Here is an 18,204-nt window from a genome sequence, read left to right as displayed (position 1 = left end):
GTCTTACCTGATAAATAGCCTAAGTATCTATCAGGTAAAAACAACAAACACTAAAAATTTAAACTTTTTCTAATATTTGCTTGAGCTGCAATAACTGTCATAAAAGTGTAAGCACCTATAAATTTACGACTAATAAACATAAACTCTTTAGGAGGAACACTAAAGTAACGTGAAGCCATAGATTTACTTGCCCGTTGCATCACACGTTGGTGTAGTTGACTTTTTTTCCAGTCATATTGGTCTTGATTATTCATAATCCCTTCCGGAATATCCGAATTATTGCTTAAACTACTAAACGGTTCAGTTGCGAGTAAAAATACTTTAGCCATATCCGGCTTAATATTTTCAGGAATTTGGTCAAAGAAGGGGTAACCTTTCATCGCATCAACCATTTGATCTAAGCTATGTAAGTAGCCTGCATGAATTAAATTGTGAGCTAGCGTAAGCATTTCTTCATCAAATTGACGAATTGCGCCAAAATCTAACAAAACGATTTTATCTACTTCTTCGTCTGTTTCGGCAAGTCGAACTAAATAGTTACCAAAATTTGGATCCGTCTGCATTTCTCCCCAAACAAAGAGTTCTTTCACAGCAATTTCTAGTGATGCTTCACCAATTTTGTTACGTCTTTGCTGTGAAAGTGACAATACTTTAGGGCTATTTACAGGCAAACCAGATTCATAGCTCATGCAGAGCACTTGGTCTGTACAGTATTTTTCAATAATTTGTGGTACAACGTAACGCATGTCATCTTTTAAATAATTTGCGAAGCGTAATGTTGTTTGTGCTTCTAATGTATAATCCACTTCTCTGTGCATCATGTCACGCACTTCTTCAAACCATTGGTCAAACTCTCTTGTTTGTGGCAGTAGATTGGTCAATCTAAGCATTTGTTTAAATAGATTCATATCTGAATCTATTGCGCTCGCAACGCCAGGGTATTGTATTTTTAATACGAGCACTTCACCTGTAGATTTTAAGACTGCTTTATGTACTTGAGCGAGAGAAGCAGTACCAATTGGATTGGGGTCGACCTCTAAGTCATTTATTTTATTACCTAGTTGTTGTATAAGGTGAGGGGAGATGGCATTCCAATCCACTGCAATCGTTTGGTTGTTTAGTGTATTAAGCGCATCTGTTACTTCTCTAGGTAAAAAATGCTCTCCATATAACGCCATCATTTGGCCTATTTTTACAATAGAACCTTTTAACTTTCCAATTTCTGACACCAAATAATTAGCTTGTTCAGTCAGTACTTTTTTACGCTTCCGTTCTTTTTCTTCATCGCTTGCAAAAAAAGAAGTCGCATTTGATGTAGCCCAGCGTGTTCCAGCTAAAAAAGAAGCTTTAGCAATAGAAAAACGGCGATCAATAGAAGATGTCTTTAGATTTTTTAATATATCTTTTTGATCAGGCATAGAGAAAATCCTTTGTTCGGTTTGATGTTTATTAAATTGAATAACAAACGTAATCATACAATCATAACAAAAACTATTGTAATTAAAAAATATGCGCTTGTACCAATAAATAACCAAAAGATACTATAAAAATAGCCTAAGTATTTTTAAGCTTTTATTTTAGAAATGGAAATATTGGAAAAATATCTAAATAAAATAATAAAAGAAAAAAAGAAAAAAGAAAAAAAGAAAAAAAGAAAAAATTAGCTAAAATAGTTGATAAATTAGAAGCAATAAAGCATATCAATACAAATATTGATAACTATAAAAAATCACAAAATTTAATAAAGTAAAATCCACTACACCAAAACTTGGTATTTGGTTACAATTAAAAAATATATGTTGTCTAGGTAGGATATACATACAAAGTATTATATTTGGGGCAAAAAATCACAAAAACGATGACTACTTTAAGTATCTAATTGTTGTCGAAAATAAAAAAAGCTGTCATTTAGTATAGGTCTTATCTAGCGAAATATAGAAATTATCAGAAAAGAAAAAATTAGGTTATTAGATAGAGTGAGGCCTTGTTAAATGTCACTGTGTTTATAGATGCATCTTTAACTGGTACGGCGTCAAATATAGCTAATACAATTGTGTTTTAGTTAAATCAGTTGACTAGAATCTTAGTCTTGACATGTAAATCTGTTTAAAAATTTTAATTTTGTGCAATTTTACCATGTCGTAATGGCCATTTATTTTTGGACTAAATAACATACATTTTAGATTTAAAGTAAGTGGTTTTTTAATAGATTTTGATTTTATTTGATAAAATTTTCAGTTTTTTCATACTTATAATAGATCTAATTTGAAAGAGTAGTGCTAAATAAAGCAATATATGGCGTATAGATTCATCATAAAGTACGAAATTGTGTTACACAACTTTTAAATTTCAGTTACTTTTTTTAATTGTTCTGATATACGATCTCAATAAAATGCTTTATGTTAAATTACATACTGTCAATAAAATACTATAGTATCTTTAAGGCACATACGATAGAGTCTTTTACTAGAAGTAGTGCTTTATATTGAAATAAACTTCAGTTTATCGTATTGTTATTCATGAAATTATTTATAGTTAATAAGGACATAAAAATGGCTTACTCATTACCATCACTACCATATGCATATGATGCACTAGAGCCAAATCTAGATGCAACAACAATGGAAATCCACCATACCAAGCATCATCAAACTTATATCAATAATATTAATGCGGCTATTGAGGGTACAGAGTGGGAACAGCTCCCTGTTGAAGAACTTGTTGCGAAAATTAAAGATGTGCCTGCAAACTTAAAAGGTGTTGTACAAAACAATGGTGGTGGCCATGCTAACCATTCTTTATTTTGGACAGTGATGAGCCCACAAGGCGGTGGCGTACCTGAAGGTGAACTTGCAGCTGCTATTGAAAACGAATTAGATGGCCTAGATGCATTTAAAGACGCATTTACTAAAGCTGCTTTAACACGCTTTGGTAGCGGTTGGGCGTGGTTAAGCGTGACTGCAGACAAGAAACTTGTCGTTGAGAGCAGTGGAAACCAAGATTCTCCATTAATGCATGGTAATACACCTATTCTTGGTTTAGATGTGTGGGAACATGCTTACTACTTGAAATATCAAAACCGTCGTCCTGAATATATTGCCGCATTCTATAATGTTGTGAATTGGGCAGAAGTTTCACGTCGTTATCAAGAAGCTTTAGCAAAATAATCTCTAATTTTAATAAAAAAACGGCCTATATTTAGGCCGTTTTTTTATTAAAATTGTTTGGAATAGTTTGTTTATCTATATCTTAATATGTTATAAGTATATATAAATATCATATAAAAGAAGTATTTTAGCATGTATATTAAACAATTTTTTGAACCAAAAAGTGCGACATACAGTTATTTTCTGATGTGTCCATATAGTAAAGAAGCCATTATTATTGACCCTGTACAGTGTGATCTAGATAAATATCTTGCAGAAGTTAAAGAACATAATGCAAATCTACAATATATTTTTGAAACACATATACATGCAGATCACATCACGGCGTCTGATCGTCTAAGAATATCTACGCAAGCAAAATCAGTTGTACATAAAAATGCTGGAGTAGAGTGTGCAGATATTTTTATGACAGATGGCTGTGAATTTCGCTTTGGAGAACAATGTATTAAGGCACTTGCTACCCCTGGGCATACCAGTGCATGTACATCTTATTATGTAAAAGGCTATGTTTTCACAGGCGATACTCTGCTCATTGGTGGTTGTGGTAGAACAGATTTTCAAGGTGGCTCTGCAGAACATCTATACGAAAGCGTTTACAACAAGTTATTTACACTACCAGATGAGACGATAGTGTATCCAGCACATGACTATAAAGGTAATTTATCTTCTAGTATCGGACATGAAAAAAAATATAATTTACGACTGGCTTTAGGTATTAGTAAAGCACAGTTCATTAATATTATGGATCATTTAGACTTAGCTTATCCTGCACAAATAGATCAGGCCTTACCTGCAAATAAATTGTGTGGTAAATCGCCAAGAGACTACCATTAATATTACATTATAAGAGACGGTTATGTTCTTGTTGGCCTGCGAAGGTATATTTATTGGTGTTGTGCTAGGTCTTACTGGAGCTGGGGGTGGCGTACTTGCAATACCTTTACTCATGTGGTCACAGTCTTGGAGTGTGTCACAGGCTGCGCCTATTGCACTTATTGCTACAACAATTGCATCTGGAGCAGGGACCATACAAGGATTACTACAGCATACTGTACGCTATAAAGCGGCTATTTGGATTGCATTGTTATCTATTCCATCCGTATATATTGGCGTGACTTTAAGTAAAATTATTCCTATACACTATATTACTGTTTTATTTTGCATTGTTATGCTGATTTCAGCGTGTCGCTATTTCATTAAAAAACCCATTAAATCATTAAATTTGTGTCATACCCATGAATCTACTGGTCGATTTATTTGGAACACAAAAACAAGAGGTTATTTGGGAGGTTTAGGTATCTTTTTAGGTATTGTTACAGGTTTATTAGGTGTAGGCGGGGGGTTTATTTTAGTTCCAACACTTAAAAAAATTTCTAACCTTTCTATGTGCTGTATTTCTGCAACTTCTTTAATGATTATCTTCTTGGTTGGCTCAATTGCACTGGTTACTCAGATGTCATCTGGTTACCACTATCCTTTGTCTATAACCTTTGTTTTTGTAATCACGGCGTTTATTGGTATGTTCATTGGTCGATTCCTACAACATTATATTCATGAGCAAATTATTCATAAAGTATTTGCACTATTACTCGGTTGCATTGCAATTATTACGCTATATCGCATGTAGCGTTTTGGTTCACTCATCATTTAACTATAAAACAAAAAACCTCATTATTTTCTTATTTTAAAGCAAAAAATTAGACTTCATACATTGGTTTATTTTAGATATAGTATACTATATACATATAAAAGCATTTTAGATGATTAAACATGTATAAATCATGATGTAGTAGCAAATTGGTCTATGTACTTATGCACGATAAAAAATAAATAAGGACTCAAATATGCAAAAAATATCAATTATTGATTCACACACAGGCGGTGAGCCAACACGGTTAATTATTGATGGATTTCCTGACTTGGGTCTATGTACCATGCAAGATCGTCTTAAATGTTTATCTACACAACATGATCATTATAGAAAAGCGGTCATGTTAGAGCCTCGTGGTCATAATGTCCTTGTTGGTGCAGTACTCTGTGAGCCTGTTGATCCTACTGCTAGTGCAGGGGTTATTTTTTTTAATAATATGGGCTATTTAGGGATGTGTGGGCATGGCACCATTGGTTTAATACATTCTTTGGCATATATTGGGAAAATAAAAGTCGGAACACATAAAATAGAAACGCCTGTAGGCGATATCACTGCAACTTTGCATGATGATGGTTCTGTCAGTATAAAAAATGTTATCTCTTGGCGATACAAAAAAGACGTTATTGTTGATAGTAAAAAATACGGTGAAGTTAAAGGTGATATTGCTTGGGGTGGTAACTGGTTCTTTTTAGTAAATGACCATGGTTTAGTTATTGATAAAAAAAATATTCCTGAATTAAGTACATTTTCACTCGATTTACAAAAAGAATTACAGGCTCAAAATATTTTTGGGGAACACGGCGCAATCATCGATCATATCGAATTGTTTACTACAGATACTGATGCAAATAGTCGTAGTTTTGTGTTATGTCCCGGTGGAGAGTACGACAGATCACCTTGTGGCACAGGTACGAGTGCCAAATTAGCATGTCTTGCTGCAGATAAAAAATTAGAACCTTATGAGATATGGCGACAGGCCAGTATTATTGGTAGTCAATTTGAAGCCTATTATGAACCTTTAGATGTTGGTATACAGCCAATTATTCGTGGCTCTGCTGCAATCAGTGCGGAAACAACGCTGATTTTAGAAGATAACGATGTCTTTATTTGGGGTATTTGAATACACCTTGTAGTCAAATCTAAAATAAATTTAATAAGTGCATGCACAGGACATGATGCAAATGGACAAAAATTAAGGATAGGGTATGCAAAATATAATTGTACTAGGTGCAGGTATCATTGGTCTTTCAATCGCATATACGCTATATAAAGCAGGGGACTCTATTACAGTTATTGATCGTGACCCCGCAGGAGATAAAGTATCATTTGGTAATGCTGGCTCTATTGCCGTCATGGAAGTCAATCCTGCAAGTGTACCTGGTGTATTTTGGAAGGTGCCTGGTTGGATGCTCAATCCATTAGGTCCACTGTCTGTTCGCCCTAATTATAGTTTAAAGCTACTACCTTGGCTCTATCGCTTTTATCTTGCTAGCAAAGAACAACATGCTCTACGTTCACATCAAGCCTTAGTTGCACTGAATACACATGCTTATCGTGACATGATTCCAATGTTTAAAGACATTGGGGTGATTGATGCGCTAAAACAAAAGGGTGCATTAGTTGTTTATGAAAGTGATATTGGCTTTCAACAAGATCAAAACATGTGGGCCTTGCGTATAAAATCAGGAATTATCACAGAGTATTTGTCAGGTGATGATGCAAGAAAGTATGAACCTGCTTTAGGTGAAAGAGTAAAACATGGCATGTTTGTTCCTCAAGCAGGTTATGTTACAGATCCTAAGTATATTGTAGATCAATTAAGAACATGGTTAATCAAGCACGGGGTTAAGTTTATTCAAGATGAAGTAAATTCTATTCAAAAATCTCCAAATAATATGTCTTTAGAAGGCAGAAAAACGGTGTATACCGCTGACAAAGTTGTTTTAGCTACAGGTGCATGGTCATCCTGTTTAACGAAGCAACAGGGTGAAAAATGTTATCTGGAAAGTGAAAGAGGCTATAATACAACGATTAGAAACCCTGATATTAAAATATCACGTGAAATTGTATTTGCTGAACGAAAGTTTGTAATAACACCTTTAACATGTGGGTTACGTATAGGTGGAGCTGCTGAGTTTGGTGGCTTAAACAATCCACCCAATTATAAGCGTTCAGATGCTTTGGTGAAATTGGCTCAATTATATTTTCCGGACTTAAAACAGACGATAGGTACTGTATGGTCAGGTCATCGTCCAAGTACGCCAGATAGCTTGCCTGTGATTAGTCGTTCAATGTCTTGTGATCGTTTATTTTATGCATTTGGTCATGGCCATTTAGGCTTAACGCAATGTGCCATTACAGCACGGCTCATTAAAGAAATGATATTTAATGAAACATCTGATATTGATACCTCTATGTATAGTATAGAGCGATTTAATTAAATAGCGTGTATTGATGTTTAGTCAAAAGCTAAACATCGATACACATCAAATCAAACTTAAATTGGATTATACGGTGTGTTTTTTAAACGCATATACACAAAAATAGATAAACTCAAGAATACACCACTAGCAACATAAAGCACTTGTTGATGAGCGAATGAAAAAGAACGATGAGCAGCGTCAACTAACTGTTGAGATATTTGTTTATCTTCAATAGATGTCGCCACATTAAGTGTTTCTGTAACTCCATACTGTATTTCTAATGTCGTAATTTGTTCAGGAACAATAAATGATGCTGTATAAAAATAAGAGAGCAATAAGCCAAAAATAGTAATACCTAGTCCAGCACCAAGCTCATATGCCATACCTTCAATTGCACCTGCAGCTGTTGCTTTGTGTGATGGTGTTGAAGACATAATTGCAGATGTTGATGATAAAAAAGAAATCTCAATACTGAGTCCCATTACAACCATCCAAAACCAAGCACTCATTGCATCGTCTTGGAAGTCTATATTCGCTAATCCTAGAAAACTCAATGCACAAAAAAACATACCTACAGTTGCAATTTTATATAGGGGATATCTATTCATAACATATCCTGCAATAGGACCACCAAGGCTTATTGCGAGCATAAATGGTAGAATAAACATACCTGCTTCAAGTGGAGTGTAATTGTAAATCAACTGTAACTCTTGAGAGAGTAAAAGCTCAAAGCCGACCAATGCAATCATTGCAAAAGTAGACATTACAATACTGGTGGAAATGATTCTATTTTTAAATAGACTTACATCTATCATTGGGTTTATAGATTTTTTTTGATTTCGAATGAAATAAATCAAACACAATAAACCTAGCGAAAATAGTAAAAATACACTCATATTTATAGCATAGAATGCAGACTTCACAGCGTAAATGAGCATTAAAATAGCCGAGATTAAAATTAAAGCCTGTTTTAAGTGGAGGTTTTGACTCTTGTTGGTATTTTGCTTGGGAATATATCTAAGACTTAAAAAAATGACGACTAAAATAATTGGAATATTGATTAAAAATATCATTCCCCAGTCAAAATATTCTAAGATAAATCCGCCTAGTAATGGGCCAACTGCAGCGCCACCGCCACCCACAGTACTCCAGATGCCTAGAGCATAGTTTCTTTGCTTATCATTAGTAAATGTTTGTCTAACACCAGCAAGGGTTGCAGGCAAAATCATTGCAGCACCTAATCCTAGTAGTGCACGAGCACCAATAAGCATGTATGCGCTATTAGAAAATGCAGCCATAAAAGAGGCGAGCGCAAAAACTGTTGCACCAATAAGCATGAGTTTTTTATAACCGATACGGTCACCTAACGCACCCATCGGTAGAATAAGACCTGCCATAATTAAAGAGTAGATATCGAGTACCCATAGTAGCTGACTACTACTTAAATTTAATGCAGCACTGAGCGTTGGCATTGCAATATAAAGAATAGTGGCATCTATGGTGACAGGTAAATAAATCAGAATAATAGCAGTAAGAATAATATATTTTTGTTTCATTTAGCACCTAAAACTAAACTTGGACGCTTGTTCAAAATATAAGGTTATATTTAACTTGAACAAATGTCCAATTTTATTTTATGATAAAAATAACGCTATATATGTACGGGTTTGATTTTTATGAGTTACTTAAATAAACCGCAACGGCATAAAATGATTTTAGATGTGGCAATGAGGCTTGCATTAAAAGATGGTCTGAGTGCTATGACGGTAAGGCGTATAGCCACTGAGGCACAGATATCTACAGGGCAAGTGCATCATCATTTCAAATCCGCATCTCATTTAAAAGCTGAAGTATTTACTTGCTTAATGAATCAATTAACGATGATTGAAAAATCAGTCGAAACTGATAATTGGTACACAAAAATATCTATTTCACTGGGATGTGAAGATATTCAGCAAGTACAGCCTTATTTGAAGTTATGGAATGAAGCTGAAGTAATTTTGGCTCAAGATGAAGAAATTCAAAAAGCGTATAACTTAACAATGGAGCAATGGCATACCAGCATTAAAGACTTAATAGAATTGGGTGTAGTAAACAAAGAATATGTTATTCAAAAGAATACCAATTCAACTGATATTGCATGGCGGCTGATTACATTTGTGTGTGGGCTAGAAAACATTTGTAATCTAGGGTTACGTGGATTGGATCACGATATGTTTCAGCGCCATATTGAATATATTATTCGTAATGAATTGTTTAACTAAATTTTATTTTGTGCCTATATAGCCACTTTTTATAGATAATTAAGTAACAACGGAGAAGGCTAAATGATTAGGTTTAAAGTAGTAATCTAGAGTTGCATAATATCCTATTTAACATAATATACCTTATGCGAAATGGGATATATCCAAAAATAGTAATTAGATCTATGTATATCTGTTATAAATACTTGGATTAAATGAGTAGCTACACTAACTCCATGTTTCAATATTTTTTATTATTTGCTATAAGAAACAGCTACTCATTTACTTTGATTAAACTTTATATTGTCTTGAACAATATGCTCGACTTACTTCAGGTGATCTCAGTCTTAGATGTTTGGTTTTTCGATCTGTTACGCGCTCTCGCCATAAACGAAAGCTCCCAGGTTGCATATGGGTTCGCATCAAATTAATAATCTCTGATTCATTGAGTCCAAACTGATATTCAATTGCTTCAAAAGGTGTTCTATCCTCCCATGCCATTTCAATAACTCTTGATAGATCCTCAGCCGAAAAATCTTTTATTGATGTCATATTATTGATGTCATAGTATATACCTCTGCTGTTTTGTATTTCTGTAGTTTGATTTATTTTGCTTTAAGGTGAACAGATACGTCTTTACTTTGAAATAATAGTAAAACACTAAATATGAATATGTACAATAAGCACCCACATTAAATTCAACTTTGTCTTGTAACATAAGGTAAAGTCACTTCCCATTCGTTGCCTTCAAGCTCAAAATCTTCACTGTGTTTTACCTTATTTATATACTGATCAAATGAATCTAAATATATTTTATGAGAAATAGCCTTTGCTAAATGTGGTGCACCGTGTTCAACTCCAGAAATCATACCAACTAAAGGCCCTTGACTAAGCGATGCACTATAGTTAAAACAATATAGTCTAGAAAAATCAGAATCTAACTGCTTTGATTTTGCAATAAACTCAAAATTAGTTGTTAAATAAGGTGCTTGAGAAAGTGAATTATCAGGTAGTTCATTTGAAATATATTGATCTTTCCATTGCTTTGTATGATCTCTTATATAAGACAGCCATGAATATTTTGACCAGTTTAGAGAAAAACCTGTCGCTAAAATTAAATAATCAAATATAAAGTGATGTTTTTTTGTTTGTATATGAATCTTATTTTGGTATTCTTTCACTGATACGACATGTTCATCAAAGTTAAAGTATGCATTTTTATGATGAGATACTCTAAGTGTACTACCATGTGGTGCAGGTGTTCTTTCTTGTTTTAAGTAATAATTAAAATCCCATTTTTGTTGATCAGACCAATATGGATAAGAATTTAGATATCCTGAATTGAATGCAACTTTTCCTCTATTTACCCGTGGAAAATCCTTACAACGACATAATATTTCTACACTTTTTGCACCACATTCTAATGCTGTGGCAGAACTATCCATTGCACCCGCACTATAACCAATGACACCAATATCTAGATTCTTGAATTTATGATAATTACTACGATGATACGCATGCTCCCAGCGATGATTTGAGACATTATTCATAAATGTAGGTATGTTAGGCGAACTAAAACTATCAATCCCCATAGCCAATATTGTATGAGAAGACATATAAGTTTGAATTTCTCCATTGGCTAAATTTTTAAAATACAATGTACTTCCCTTTTCTCCTACATTTAAATCAATGAGATTATGCTCATAAAGAATATATGGCTGAGTTACTTTTTTAAACCACTGTAAGTAGTCATGCCATTGTAACCGAGGAATTTTATCAAGTAATTCCCAGTGTTCTTGTCCAAACTGAGCTTTGAACCAAGCCTGAAATGTAAGTGATGGAAAGCTTAAGGCAGGGCCAATGGCTTGTTTAGGAGATCTAAGCGTTTCCATACGCGCAGTATTTTTCCAAGGCCCCTCTTCGCCCTCTTTACACTGATCAAAAACAATAGCGTTAATCCCTTCCGTATATAAAGCTAAAGACAGTGCTAAACCAGACATGCCCGCACCAATAATTGCTACATCAATATGATTTTTTTCATTTTCTAAATGATTTCTTGGAATCATCCACGATTTTTTTGGGATGTTTAGATGAGTAAAGTCTTCTTTTATTTGCTGTTCTAGATCTGTTAGGTTTCTAATATTGACCACAATAAATGACCTTATAATTTTTTAATAAACGATGTTTGCTATGCTAAAACAAATATAAGCTTTATGACTATTAAAATAAGTGAAAATCTAATGCAATTTTATATATTTAAATATGATTTTTTATTTATTTTTGAGATGAATACATTTAGTCAAAATATGAAATAATAAGAACTAGATAACACTTGTGATATTTTAATTCAAATGGTTTTGACTAAGTATTATGTCTATGCTTCTTTATCACTTTTTGTTATATTTAAATCGAAAAAATTCATTTGGAGAGTTTAGGGATATGAAACAGCAAATTTATTTAGATTATGCTGCAACCACACCAGTTTATCCTGAAATTATAGATATAATGGCACAAAGCCTTTCTTTTACTGGTACATTTGGTAATCCAGCTTCAAATGGTCATCCTTTTGGGCAACAAGCAAGACAAAAAGTAGAACAAGCACGTAGTGATGTCGCTGTATTGATTGGTGCATCAGCAGATGAAATCATTTGGACCTCTGGTGCAACTGAGTCAAATAATCTTGCATTGAAAGGCGTTACTGAGCGTTATGCCTCTCGTGGTAAACATATCATTACTAGTCAAATTGAACACAAAGCAATTTTAGATAGCTGTGCTAAGTTGGAAACTTTAGGTTTTGAAGTAACCTACCTTAAACCAAAAACCAATACAGGGCTTATTACGCCAGAAGCTGTACAAGAAGCTATTCGTCCAGATACTGTGCTTATTTCACTCATGATGGTTAATAATGAAATTGGTACAATTACAGATATTCAAGCGATTGGTGAAATTGCTAAAAAGCATGACATTTTTTTTCATGTTGATGCAGCGCAAGCCGCAGGTAAGCTAGCTATAGATGTACATGCATTTAATATTGATTTGTTAAGTTTATCTGCGCATAAAGTATATGGGCCTAAAGGTATTGGTGCCTTGTACGTAAATCATCAAAAAACATTTGAAATTGAACCACAAATTCATGGTGGTGGCCATGAGCAAGGTTGTCGTTCGGGAACATTGGCAACACATCAAATTGTAGGTATGGGTGAAGCATTTAAAATCGCTAAATCGAACTTACATATAGAGCAAGAACGCCTTGGTATTTTGCAAAAAAAATTATTTGATGGTTTAACAGAGATGACGAGTATTGTCCTGAATGGTGATTCAGAACAGCGAGTTGCTAATTACTTAAATGTGTCATTTACAGCAGACAACCCTTTTGTACTCATTAACGCCGTGAAAGCATTCGCTGCTGTGTCTAGCGGTTCAGCATGTAATTCTGGTAAATCGGGTGCGTCACATGTTTTAGTTGCTATAGATCGAACTGAAGATCTTGCGAAAAATGCAATTCGTTTTAGTTTTGGAAAATATACGACTGAGAAAAATATTGATGATTTACTTCATCATTTAGAGTACGTTCAACAAACGACTCAGATTGTGACATTTAATTAATGCACTGCTTAATAATGAGTAATTAATACATATTACTTACTTATATAAGTTTATATCGTATTGTTGTTATACAACTACAGATAACTCTCTATAATTTTAATTTATTATAGTTTTACAATTTTATTGTGTCATTTACAGCAGAATGCCTTAGATCTTTCGATTTCAATGATTGGCATATTGTTAGATTAAATTAGGGATTTATATGAAAAAAATATTTTTAATGGGTGTTTTAGGCCTGATTTTGTCTTCAACATCAGCCATTGCAGCTGAAACTAAAAGCTTTTTAAATGTGTCTTATGACCCAACGCGTGAATTTTATAAAGACTACAATAAAGCGTTTGGAGAGTATTGGTACAGCAGAACAGGTCAACGAATTGATTTTAAACAATCGCATGGTGGCTCTGGTAAACAAGCCCGTGCTGTTGCTACGGGATTAAAAGCAGATGTCGTGACATTGGCTTTAGCAAATGATATAGACGAAATTTCAAATGCAGGATATATCCGCAAAGATTGGCAAAAACAATTTCCAAACAACTCTGCCCCTTATACCTCCACTATTGTTTACTTAGTTCGCAAGGGTAATCCTAAACAGATTAAAGATTGGAACGATTTAGCTAAACCAGGTGTAGAGGTAATTACCCCTAATCCTAAAACAGGTGGTGCACCAAGATGGATTTATTTAGCAGCTTGGGGATATGCACTTAAACAGCCTGGTGGTAATGATGCGAAAGCACGTCAGTTAGTGACTAATATTTATCAGAACGTTAAAGTATTAGATTCTGCAGCACGTGCATCTATGACAACATTTACTGAAAGAAATATTGGTGATGTTTTACTGACTTGGGAAAATGAGGCATTATTGGCGCAACAGAACTTACCAAAAGGTGAGTTTGAAATCGTTTATCCATCTATTTCAATTTTAGCAGAACCTTCTGTCGCAATTGTAGATAAAACAGTAGACGAAAATGGTAATCGTTTAATCGCAAAAGGTTACTTAAATTTCCTATACTCTCCTTTAGGCCAAGATCTAGCAGCACAATACAACTTTAGACCTCGAAACAAAGAAGTTGCTTTAAAGTATGCGAGTAAGTTTCCAAAGTTGCAGTTGTTTACTATTGATTCGGTATTTGGTAGTTGGGCAAATGCGCAAAAGATTCATTTCTCAAATGGCGGTATTTTTGATCAAATCTATAAAAAATAATTTTTTATTTTAATTTAAAAGCACCATATAAAAAGGTGCTTTTTTTTACGCCGTAAGTTTTAGATCTTTTATTTATGAAATACGATATTTAGCAACTAAATATGTCTGGTTTAGATGTTTATTGATTGCTTTTATGTATCGGTTTAAAGTGAATACGATTGGCTGCTAAACCTATATACTAAATTCAGAACAGATATTTTTCTTATGTCCTAAAAATTATTGTACTCTTAATTTTATATACCACGCCAATCTACTCTAGCATTACGCTGATTTTTGTATATGTGATTAACATATTCACCAAGAGGAAGTGTGAGTATTTTATTTTTTAATATGTTTGATTCTTCATTAGATTGTAACTGTTCTACTTCCCAAGGTGTACCTTCTACATTCAATATTGGTGCAACCATACTACATATTGCAATATCAGCAAGTGTTAAATAATCCTGAACCATATAACCTGTATTTGTTTTTAAAAGTTGCTGATTGAATATATTTATTATATTTAAAATATGTGCTTCAATCTCATTTAAATCGTGAGTGTTTAACTGAAAGTGTTTTCTCAATACCAAAGAAAGCATAGGTTTGCTATATTTTTTAAACTTTTTTAAATATCCTTTTTCACCAATTAGAATATCTATAGAATGGCTATTAGGTAAAATAATACCTCCTAAGACCCAACGCCGTACATAGTTACCCAATTCATTCGCTAAGTCATTCATTTCTAGTATGTGTCTATTTATTGTTGGATTATGATGAACTAAATTATTTTCTGGGTAGCATTGATCTAAGTGTATTGTAATTTTTGTAGAGTCAGCAATCCAATGTCCACAATCATTTAATAAAGGAAGTGTATTTACACTAGCTTTACGTTGCGTAAAAAAACGATGTATTCCAGGTGTTAAATTATGTGCAACATAATCAAGTTCTTTATGATCTAAAACCCAACGTGCTTTTTCACAAAAGTGAGATAACGGAAATTGATACAAAGTACGCATATGCTCTTTACTCTAATAATCCAGACTTATTTTTATATGTGATATTATAAGCAAATAATAAAAATTGCGCATAAAATTATCATAAAAACAGTTATTCCTGACTTTATTTTTACTTTAATGTAGAATTACGGACAATTCATATAACATTTTTGTGAGTACTTCATGGGTTTTAATTGCGGTATTGTTGGTCTACCGAATGTTGGCAAGTCAACACTTTTTAATGCCTTAACTAAGGCAGCAATTGCTGCTGAAAACTTTCCTTTTTGTACCATTGAGCCAAACACAGGTATAGTGCCTGTACCAGACTCAAGACTAGAAAAACTAACAGCAATTGTAAAGCCACAACGTGTGCTACCTACTACAATGGAGTTTGTAGATATTGCGGGTTTAGTGGCAGGTGCATCTAAGGGAGAAGGTCTTGGCAACCAATTTTTGGCAAATATTCGTGAAACAGATGCAATCGCTCACGTAGTACGTTGCTTTGAAGACGAAAATGTTATTCACGTTAACGGAAAAATAGACCCACTCGATGATATTGCAACGATAAATACAGAGCTTGCACTTTCTGACTTAGAAACTGTTACAAAATCTGTAACTCGTTTAGCAAAAAATGCAAAAAGTGGTGATAAAGATGCGATTGCTACAAAAGCAGTATTAGAAAAGATTCTACCACTTTTGAATGAAGGCCAACCTGCCCGTGCTGCAGATTTATCAGAAGATGATCATAAACTACTTCGTGGTTATGGTCTTTTGACACTAAAGCCGACCATGTATATTGCAAATGTCTCAGAGGATGGTTTTGAGAATAATCCTCACCTAGACGCCGTACGTGATCTTGCTGAGAAAGAAAATGCAATTGTTGTACCATTGTGTAATCAAATTGAGTCAGAAATCTCGTTATTAGAAGATGAAGACCGTGCTGAGTTTTTAGAAGCTATGGGTATGGAAGAACCAGGTTTAAATGTGGTGATTCGTGCAGGTTATGGTCTACTTGGCTTACAAACGTATTTTACAGCAGGTGTACAAGAAGTTCGTGCTTGGACTGTGAAGGTTGGTGCAACTGGCCCTGAAGCTGCAGGTGTTATTCACACAGATTTTGAAAAAGGCTTTATTCGAGCTGAAGTGATTGCATATGATGACTTTATTCAATTTAATGGAGAGTCTGGTGCTAAAGATGCTGGAAAATGGCGTTTAGAAGGGAAAACTTATATTGTAAAAGATGGCGATGTAATGCATTTCCGCTTTAACGTTTAAAACATAAAAAGAGGCTATCAAATAAAAATGATAGCCTCTTTTTTAATAGCTTTATTCATTCAAAATTTATTTACTTGTCCAATTGCCTTTAATTGGTTTATGTAATATTGCTAGAATAAAAACAAATGACACTTCAATTGAAAATGACCAATAAATATGACCAAGAATTTCACTAAAAAACTCATAACTATTTAAATTCCAAAGCCAACCTGTTGCACTTGAATCATATGCTAAATGTCTGAAACCAAGTGCTGGTATAAGAAATCCATGCATAACAATGGTAATGACTATGCCGTATACTACTCCATATAATGCTCTTATTTTTGGATAAAATGCAGATAAGAATATATAGACAAAAGCAAAAATAAAGCTAAATATCCAGTGATATAAAGTGACTGCCCCACCAACTAAATGTCCTTGGTACATATAATCTAAGCTATTTGAATGAACTCCTAATGGTCCAAGCCATGCATCAATATGTGCGGCGGGAGGAGAAATTTCTCCTGTCATACGAGGCGGCATATTGACTTCTGAGCCCCATTTTACAAGAGAACTAATAAAACCCGCTACAATTGTACCTAAAAATAGTATTTTTAAGTCGATTTGCTTTCCTAGCATATTTTTTCCCTTTGGTTTGTTGATTAAATTTAGTACTTTTATATTAATTTTTAATTAAAAATATACTTAGGCTATTTTAATTAAACAAAGTAAAAATCTTGGCTCCTTAACCCATTACTTTTTAGATATGTGGAAATTTTCCTGTACCATTTGGCCATGGAGTGAGTAACTCAAAACCATGGTCTGTCACAGCCACCATATGCTCCCACTGGGCGGAAAAGGATCGGTCTTGGGTTACTACGGTCCAACCATCATTTAGTTCATTTACCCCTGCTTTCCCCATATTTACCATAGGCTCTATTGTAAATACCATCCCTTTTTTTAATTTTAACCCCTGCCCTTTTTGCCCATAATGTAAAATATTAGGTTGTTCATGGTAGCCTTTACCAATACCATGACCACAGTATTCTCTAACTATACTATAGTCATTTTTGTGAGCGACTGTTTGTATTGCAAAACCTATATCACCAAGTGTTGCGCCAGGTTTAACCTGATGTATACCTGCAAGCATGGCTTCGTAAGTGGTTAGAATAAGTGATTTATGTTCTGGTTTAACCTGCCCTACGCAATACATTCGACTTGTATCACCGTAATAGCCATCTTTAATAATAGCGACATCAATATTAATAATATCCCCTTCTTTTAATATTTCTTGCTCTGATGGAATACCATGACAGACCACTTCATTCTTAGAAATACATGTTGTTTTACTATAGCCACAATAACCAATGTTCGCGGGTATTACTTTTAATTCTTTCACAATAAAATCGTGGCATATATTATCTAAATAAGCTGTAGATACACCTGCTTTGACATGTTCAGTAATCATTTCGAGAACTTCAGCTGCATATTTACCAGCTATTCTTAGTTTTTCAATGTCATGACTACTTTTGATATTTACTTTTGTATTGAACATGGGTTCCTGCTTTTTAAGCATATTATTGCTTAGGCTATTTAAGAGTATTATAACTACAAACAGTTTAACACTAAAATAAACCTAAATAACTCTAGAATACTTATCTAAAAAAACAAAAAATTGCACCAAA

General features: G+C 33.9%; 16 protein-coding genes. 9 read left to right on the top strand and 7 right to left on the bottom strand.

Translation table 11 applies throughout. From position 1 onward, the window contains the following. Window positions 1-50: 50 nt before the first annotated feature. Window positions 51-1,418: an ABC1 kinase family protein gene (locus BLS38_RS04040; protein ID WP_092747060.1), complete on the bottom strand. Its 1,368-nt coding sequence runs from the start codon at window positions 1,416-1,418 to the stop codon at window positions 51-53. Between the two features lie 1,134 nt (window positions 1,419-2,552). Between BLS38_RS04040 and BLS38_RS04035 the strand changes: the two genes are divergently transcribed. From BLS38_RS04035 to BLS38_RS04015, 5 genes are all read left to right on the top strand, one after another. Then, window positions 2,553-3,167: a superoxide dismutase gene (locus tag BLS38_RS04035; protein ID WP_092747059.1), complete on the top strand. Its 615-nt coding sequence runs from the start codon at window positions 2,553-2,555 to the stop codon at window positions 3,165-3,167. Between the two features lie 132 nt (window positions 3,168-3,299). Continuing rightward, the gene (locus tag BLS38_RS04030; RefSeq protein ID WP_092747058.1) at window positions 3,300-4,001 is read left to right on the top strand and encodes an MBL fold metallo-hydrolase; all 702 of its coding nucleotides are present in this window, start codon (window positions 3,300-3,302) and stop codon (window positions 3,999-4,001) included. Window positions 4,002-4,023: 22 nt separating this feature from the next. Next, window positions 4,024-4,794 carry a sulfite exporter TauE/SafE family protein gene (locus tag BLS38_RS04025; protein WP_092747057.1) on the top strand — a complete coding sequence of 257 codons (771 nt, stop codon included), beginning with the start codon at window positions 4,024-4,026 and terminating at the stop codon, window positions 4,792-4,794. Window positions 4,795-5,011: 217 nt separating this feature from the next. Beyond that, on the top strand, window positions 5,012-5,938 hold the full coding sequence (locus BLS38_RS04020) for a 4-hydroxyproline epimerase (RefSeq protein WP_092747056.1): 927 nt from the start codon (window positions 5,012-5,014) through the stop codon (window positions 5,936-5,938). Between the two features lie 85 nt (window positions 5,939-6,023). Further along, window positions 6,024-7,259 (top strand): NAD(P)/FAD-dependent oxidoreductase, encoded by a 1,236-nt coding sequence (locus tag BLS38_RS04015; protein WP_092747055.1) that lies wholly within the window; start codon window positions 6,024-6,026, stop codon window positions 7,257-7,259. 56 nt (window positions 7,260-7,315) lie between these two features. Here BLS38_RS04015 and BLS38_RS04010 read toward each other — a convergent pair whose 3' ends face one another. Further along, window positions 7,316-8,797 carry an MFS transporter gene (locus tag BLS38_RS04010; RefSeq protein WP_092747054.1) on the bottom strand — a complete coding sequence of 494 codons (1,482 nt, stop codon included), beginning with the start codon at window positions 8,795-8,797 and terminating at the stop codon, window positions 7,316-7,318. 120 nt (window positions 8,798-8,917) lie between these two features. On the opposite strand from BLS38_RS04010, the gene BLS38_RS04005 reads away from it, so the two are divergent. Next, entirely contained in the window at window positions 8,918-9,505 is a 588-nt protein-coding gene (locus BLS38_RS04005; protein ID WP_092747053.1) for a TetR family transcriptional regulator, read from the top strand. A gap of 270 nt (window positions 9,506-9,775) precedes the next feature. Here the strand turns inward: BLS38_RS04005 and BLS38_RS04000 are convergent, their stop codons facing one another. Both BLS38_RS04000 and BLS38_RS03995 read right to left on the bottom strand, forming a co-directional pair. Beyond that, the gene (locus BLS38_RS04000; RefSeq protein ID WP_092747052.1) at window positions 9,776-10,036 is read right to left on the bottom strand and encodes a TIGR03643 family protein; all 261 of its coding nucleotides are present in this window, start codon (window positions 10,034-10,036) and stop codon (window positions 9,776-9,778) included. 146 nt (window positions 10,037-10,182) lie between these two features. Then, window positions 10,183-11,634, bottom strand: a complete 1,452-nt coding sequence (locus tag BLS38_RS03995; protein WP_092747051.1) for an FAD/NAD(P)-binding protein — start codon at window positions 11,632-11,634, stop codon at window positions 10,183-10,185. Between the two features lie 289 nt (window positions 11,635-11,923). On the opposite strand from BLS38_RS03995, the gene BLS38_RS03990 reads away from it, so the two are divergent. Both BLS38_RS03990 and BLS38_RS03985 read left to right on the top strand, forming a co-directional pair. After that, window positions 11,924-13,090 carry an aminotransferase class V-fold PLP-dependent enzyme gene (locus BLS38_RS03990; RefSeq protein WP_092747050.1) on the top strand — a complete coding sequence of 389 codons (1,167 nt, stop codon included), beginning with the start codon at window positions 11,924-11,926 and terminating at the stop codon, window positions 13,088-13,090. A 202-nt stretch (window positions 13,091-13,292) separates the two neighbouring features. Next, entirely contained in the window at window positions 13,293-14,291 is a 999-nt protein-coding gene (locus tag BLS38_RS03985) for a sulfate ABC transporter substrate-binding protein (protein WP_092747049.1), read from the top strand. 233 nt (window positions 14,292-14,524) lie between these two features. Here the strand turns inward: BLS38_RS03985 and BLS38_RS03980 are convergent, their stop codons facing one another. Next, window positions 14,525-15,286 (bottom strand): glutathione S-transferase N-terminal domain-containing protein, encoded by a 762-nt coding sequence (locus tag BLS38_RS03980; protein ID WP_092747048.1) that lies wholly within the window; start codon window positions 15,284-15,286, stop codon window positions 14,525-14,527. 162 nt (window positions 15,287-15,448) lie between these two features. Here BLS38_RS03980 and ychF point away from each other — a divergent pair, with 162 nt between their 5' ends. Next, entirely contained in the window at window positions 15,449-16,540 is a 1,092-nt protein-coding gene (ychF, locus tag BLS38_RS03975) for a redox-regulated ATPase YchF (RefSeq protein ID WP_092747047.1), read from the top strand. 66 nt (window positions 16,541-16,606) lie between these two features. Here the strand turns inward: ychF and BLS38_RS03970 are convergent, their stop codons facing one another. Continuing rightward, window positions 16,607-17,158 (bottom strand): DUF1440 domain-containing protein, encoded by a 552-nt coding sequence (locus tag BLS38_RS03970; RefSeq protein WP_092747046.1) that lies wholly within the window; start codon window positions 17,156-17,158, stop codon window positions 16,607-16,609. 121 nt (window positions 17,159-17,279) lie between these two features. Next, window positions 17,280-18,074: a type I methionyl aminopeptidase gene (gene map, locus BLS38_RS03965; protein ID WP_092747236.1), complete on the bottom strand. Its 795-nt coding sequence runs from the start codon at window positions 18,072-18,074 to the stop codon at window positions 17,280-17,282. Window positions 18,075-18,204 lie beyond the last annotated feature (130 nt).

This window comes from Acinetobacter boissieri, assembly GCF_900096955.1.
Lineage (GTDB): Bacteria > Pseudomonadota > Gammaproteobacteria > Pseudomonadales > Moraxellaceae > Acinetobacter > Acinetobacter boissieri.
This window is presented reverse-complemented; position numbering and strand designations above follow the sequence as displayed.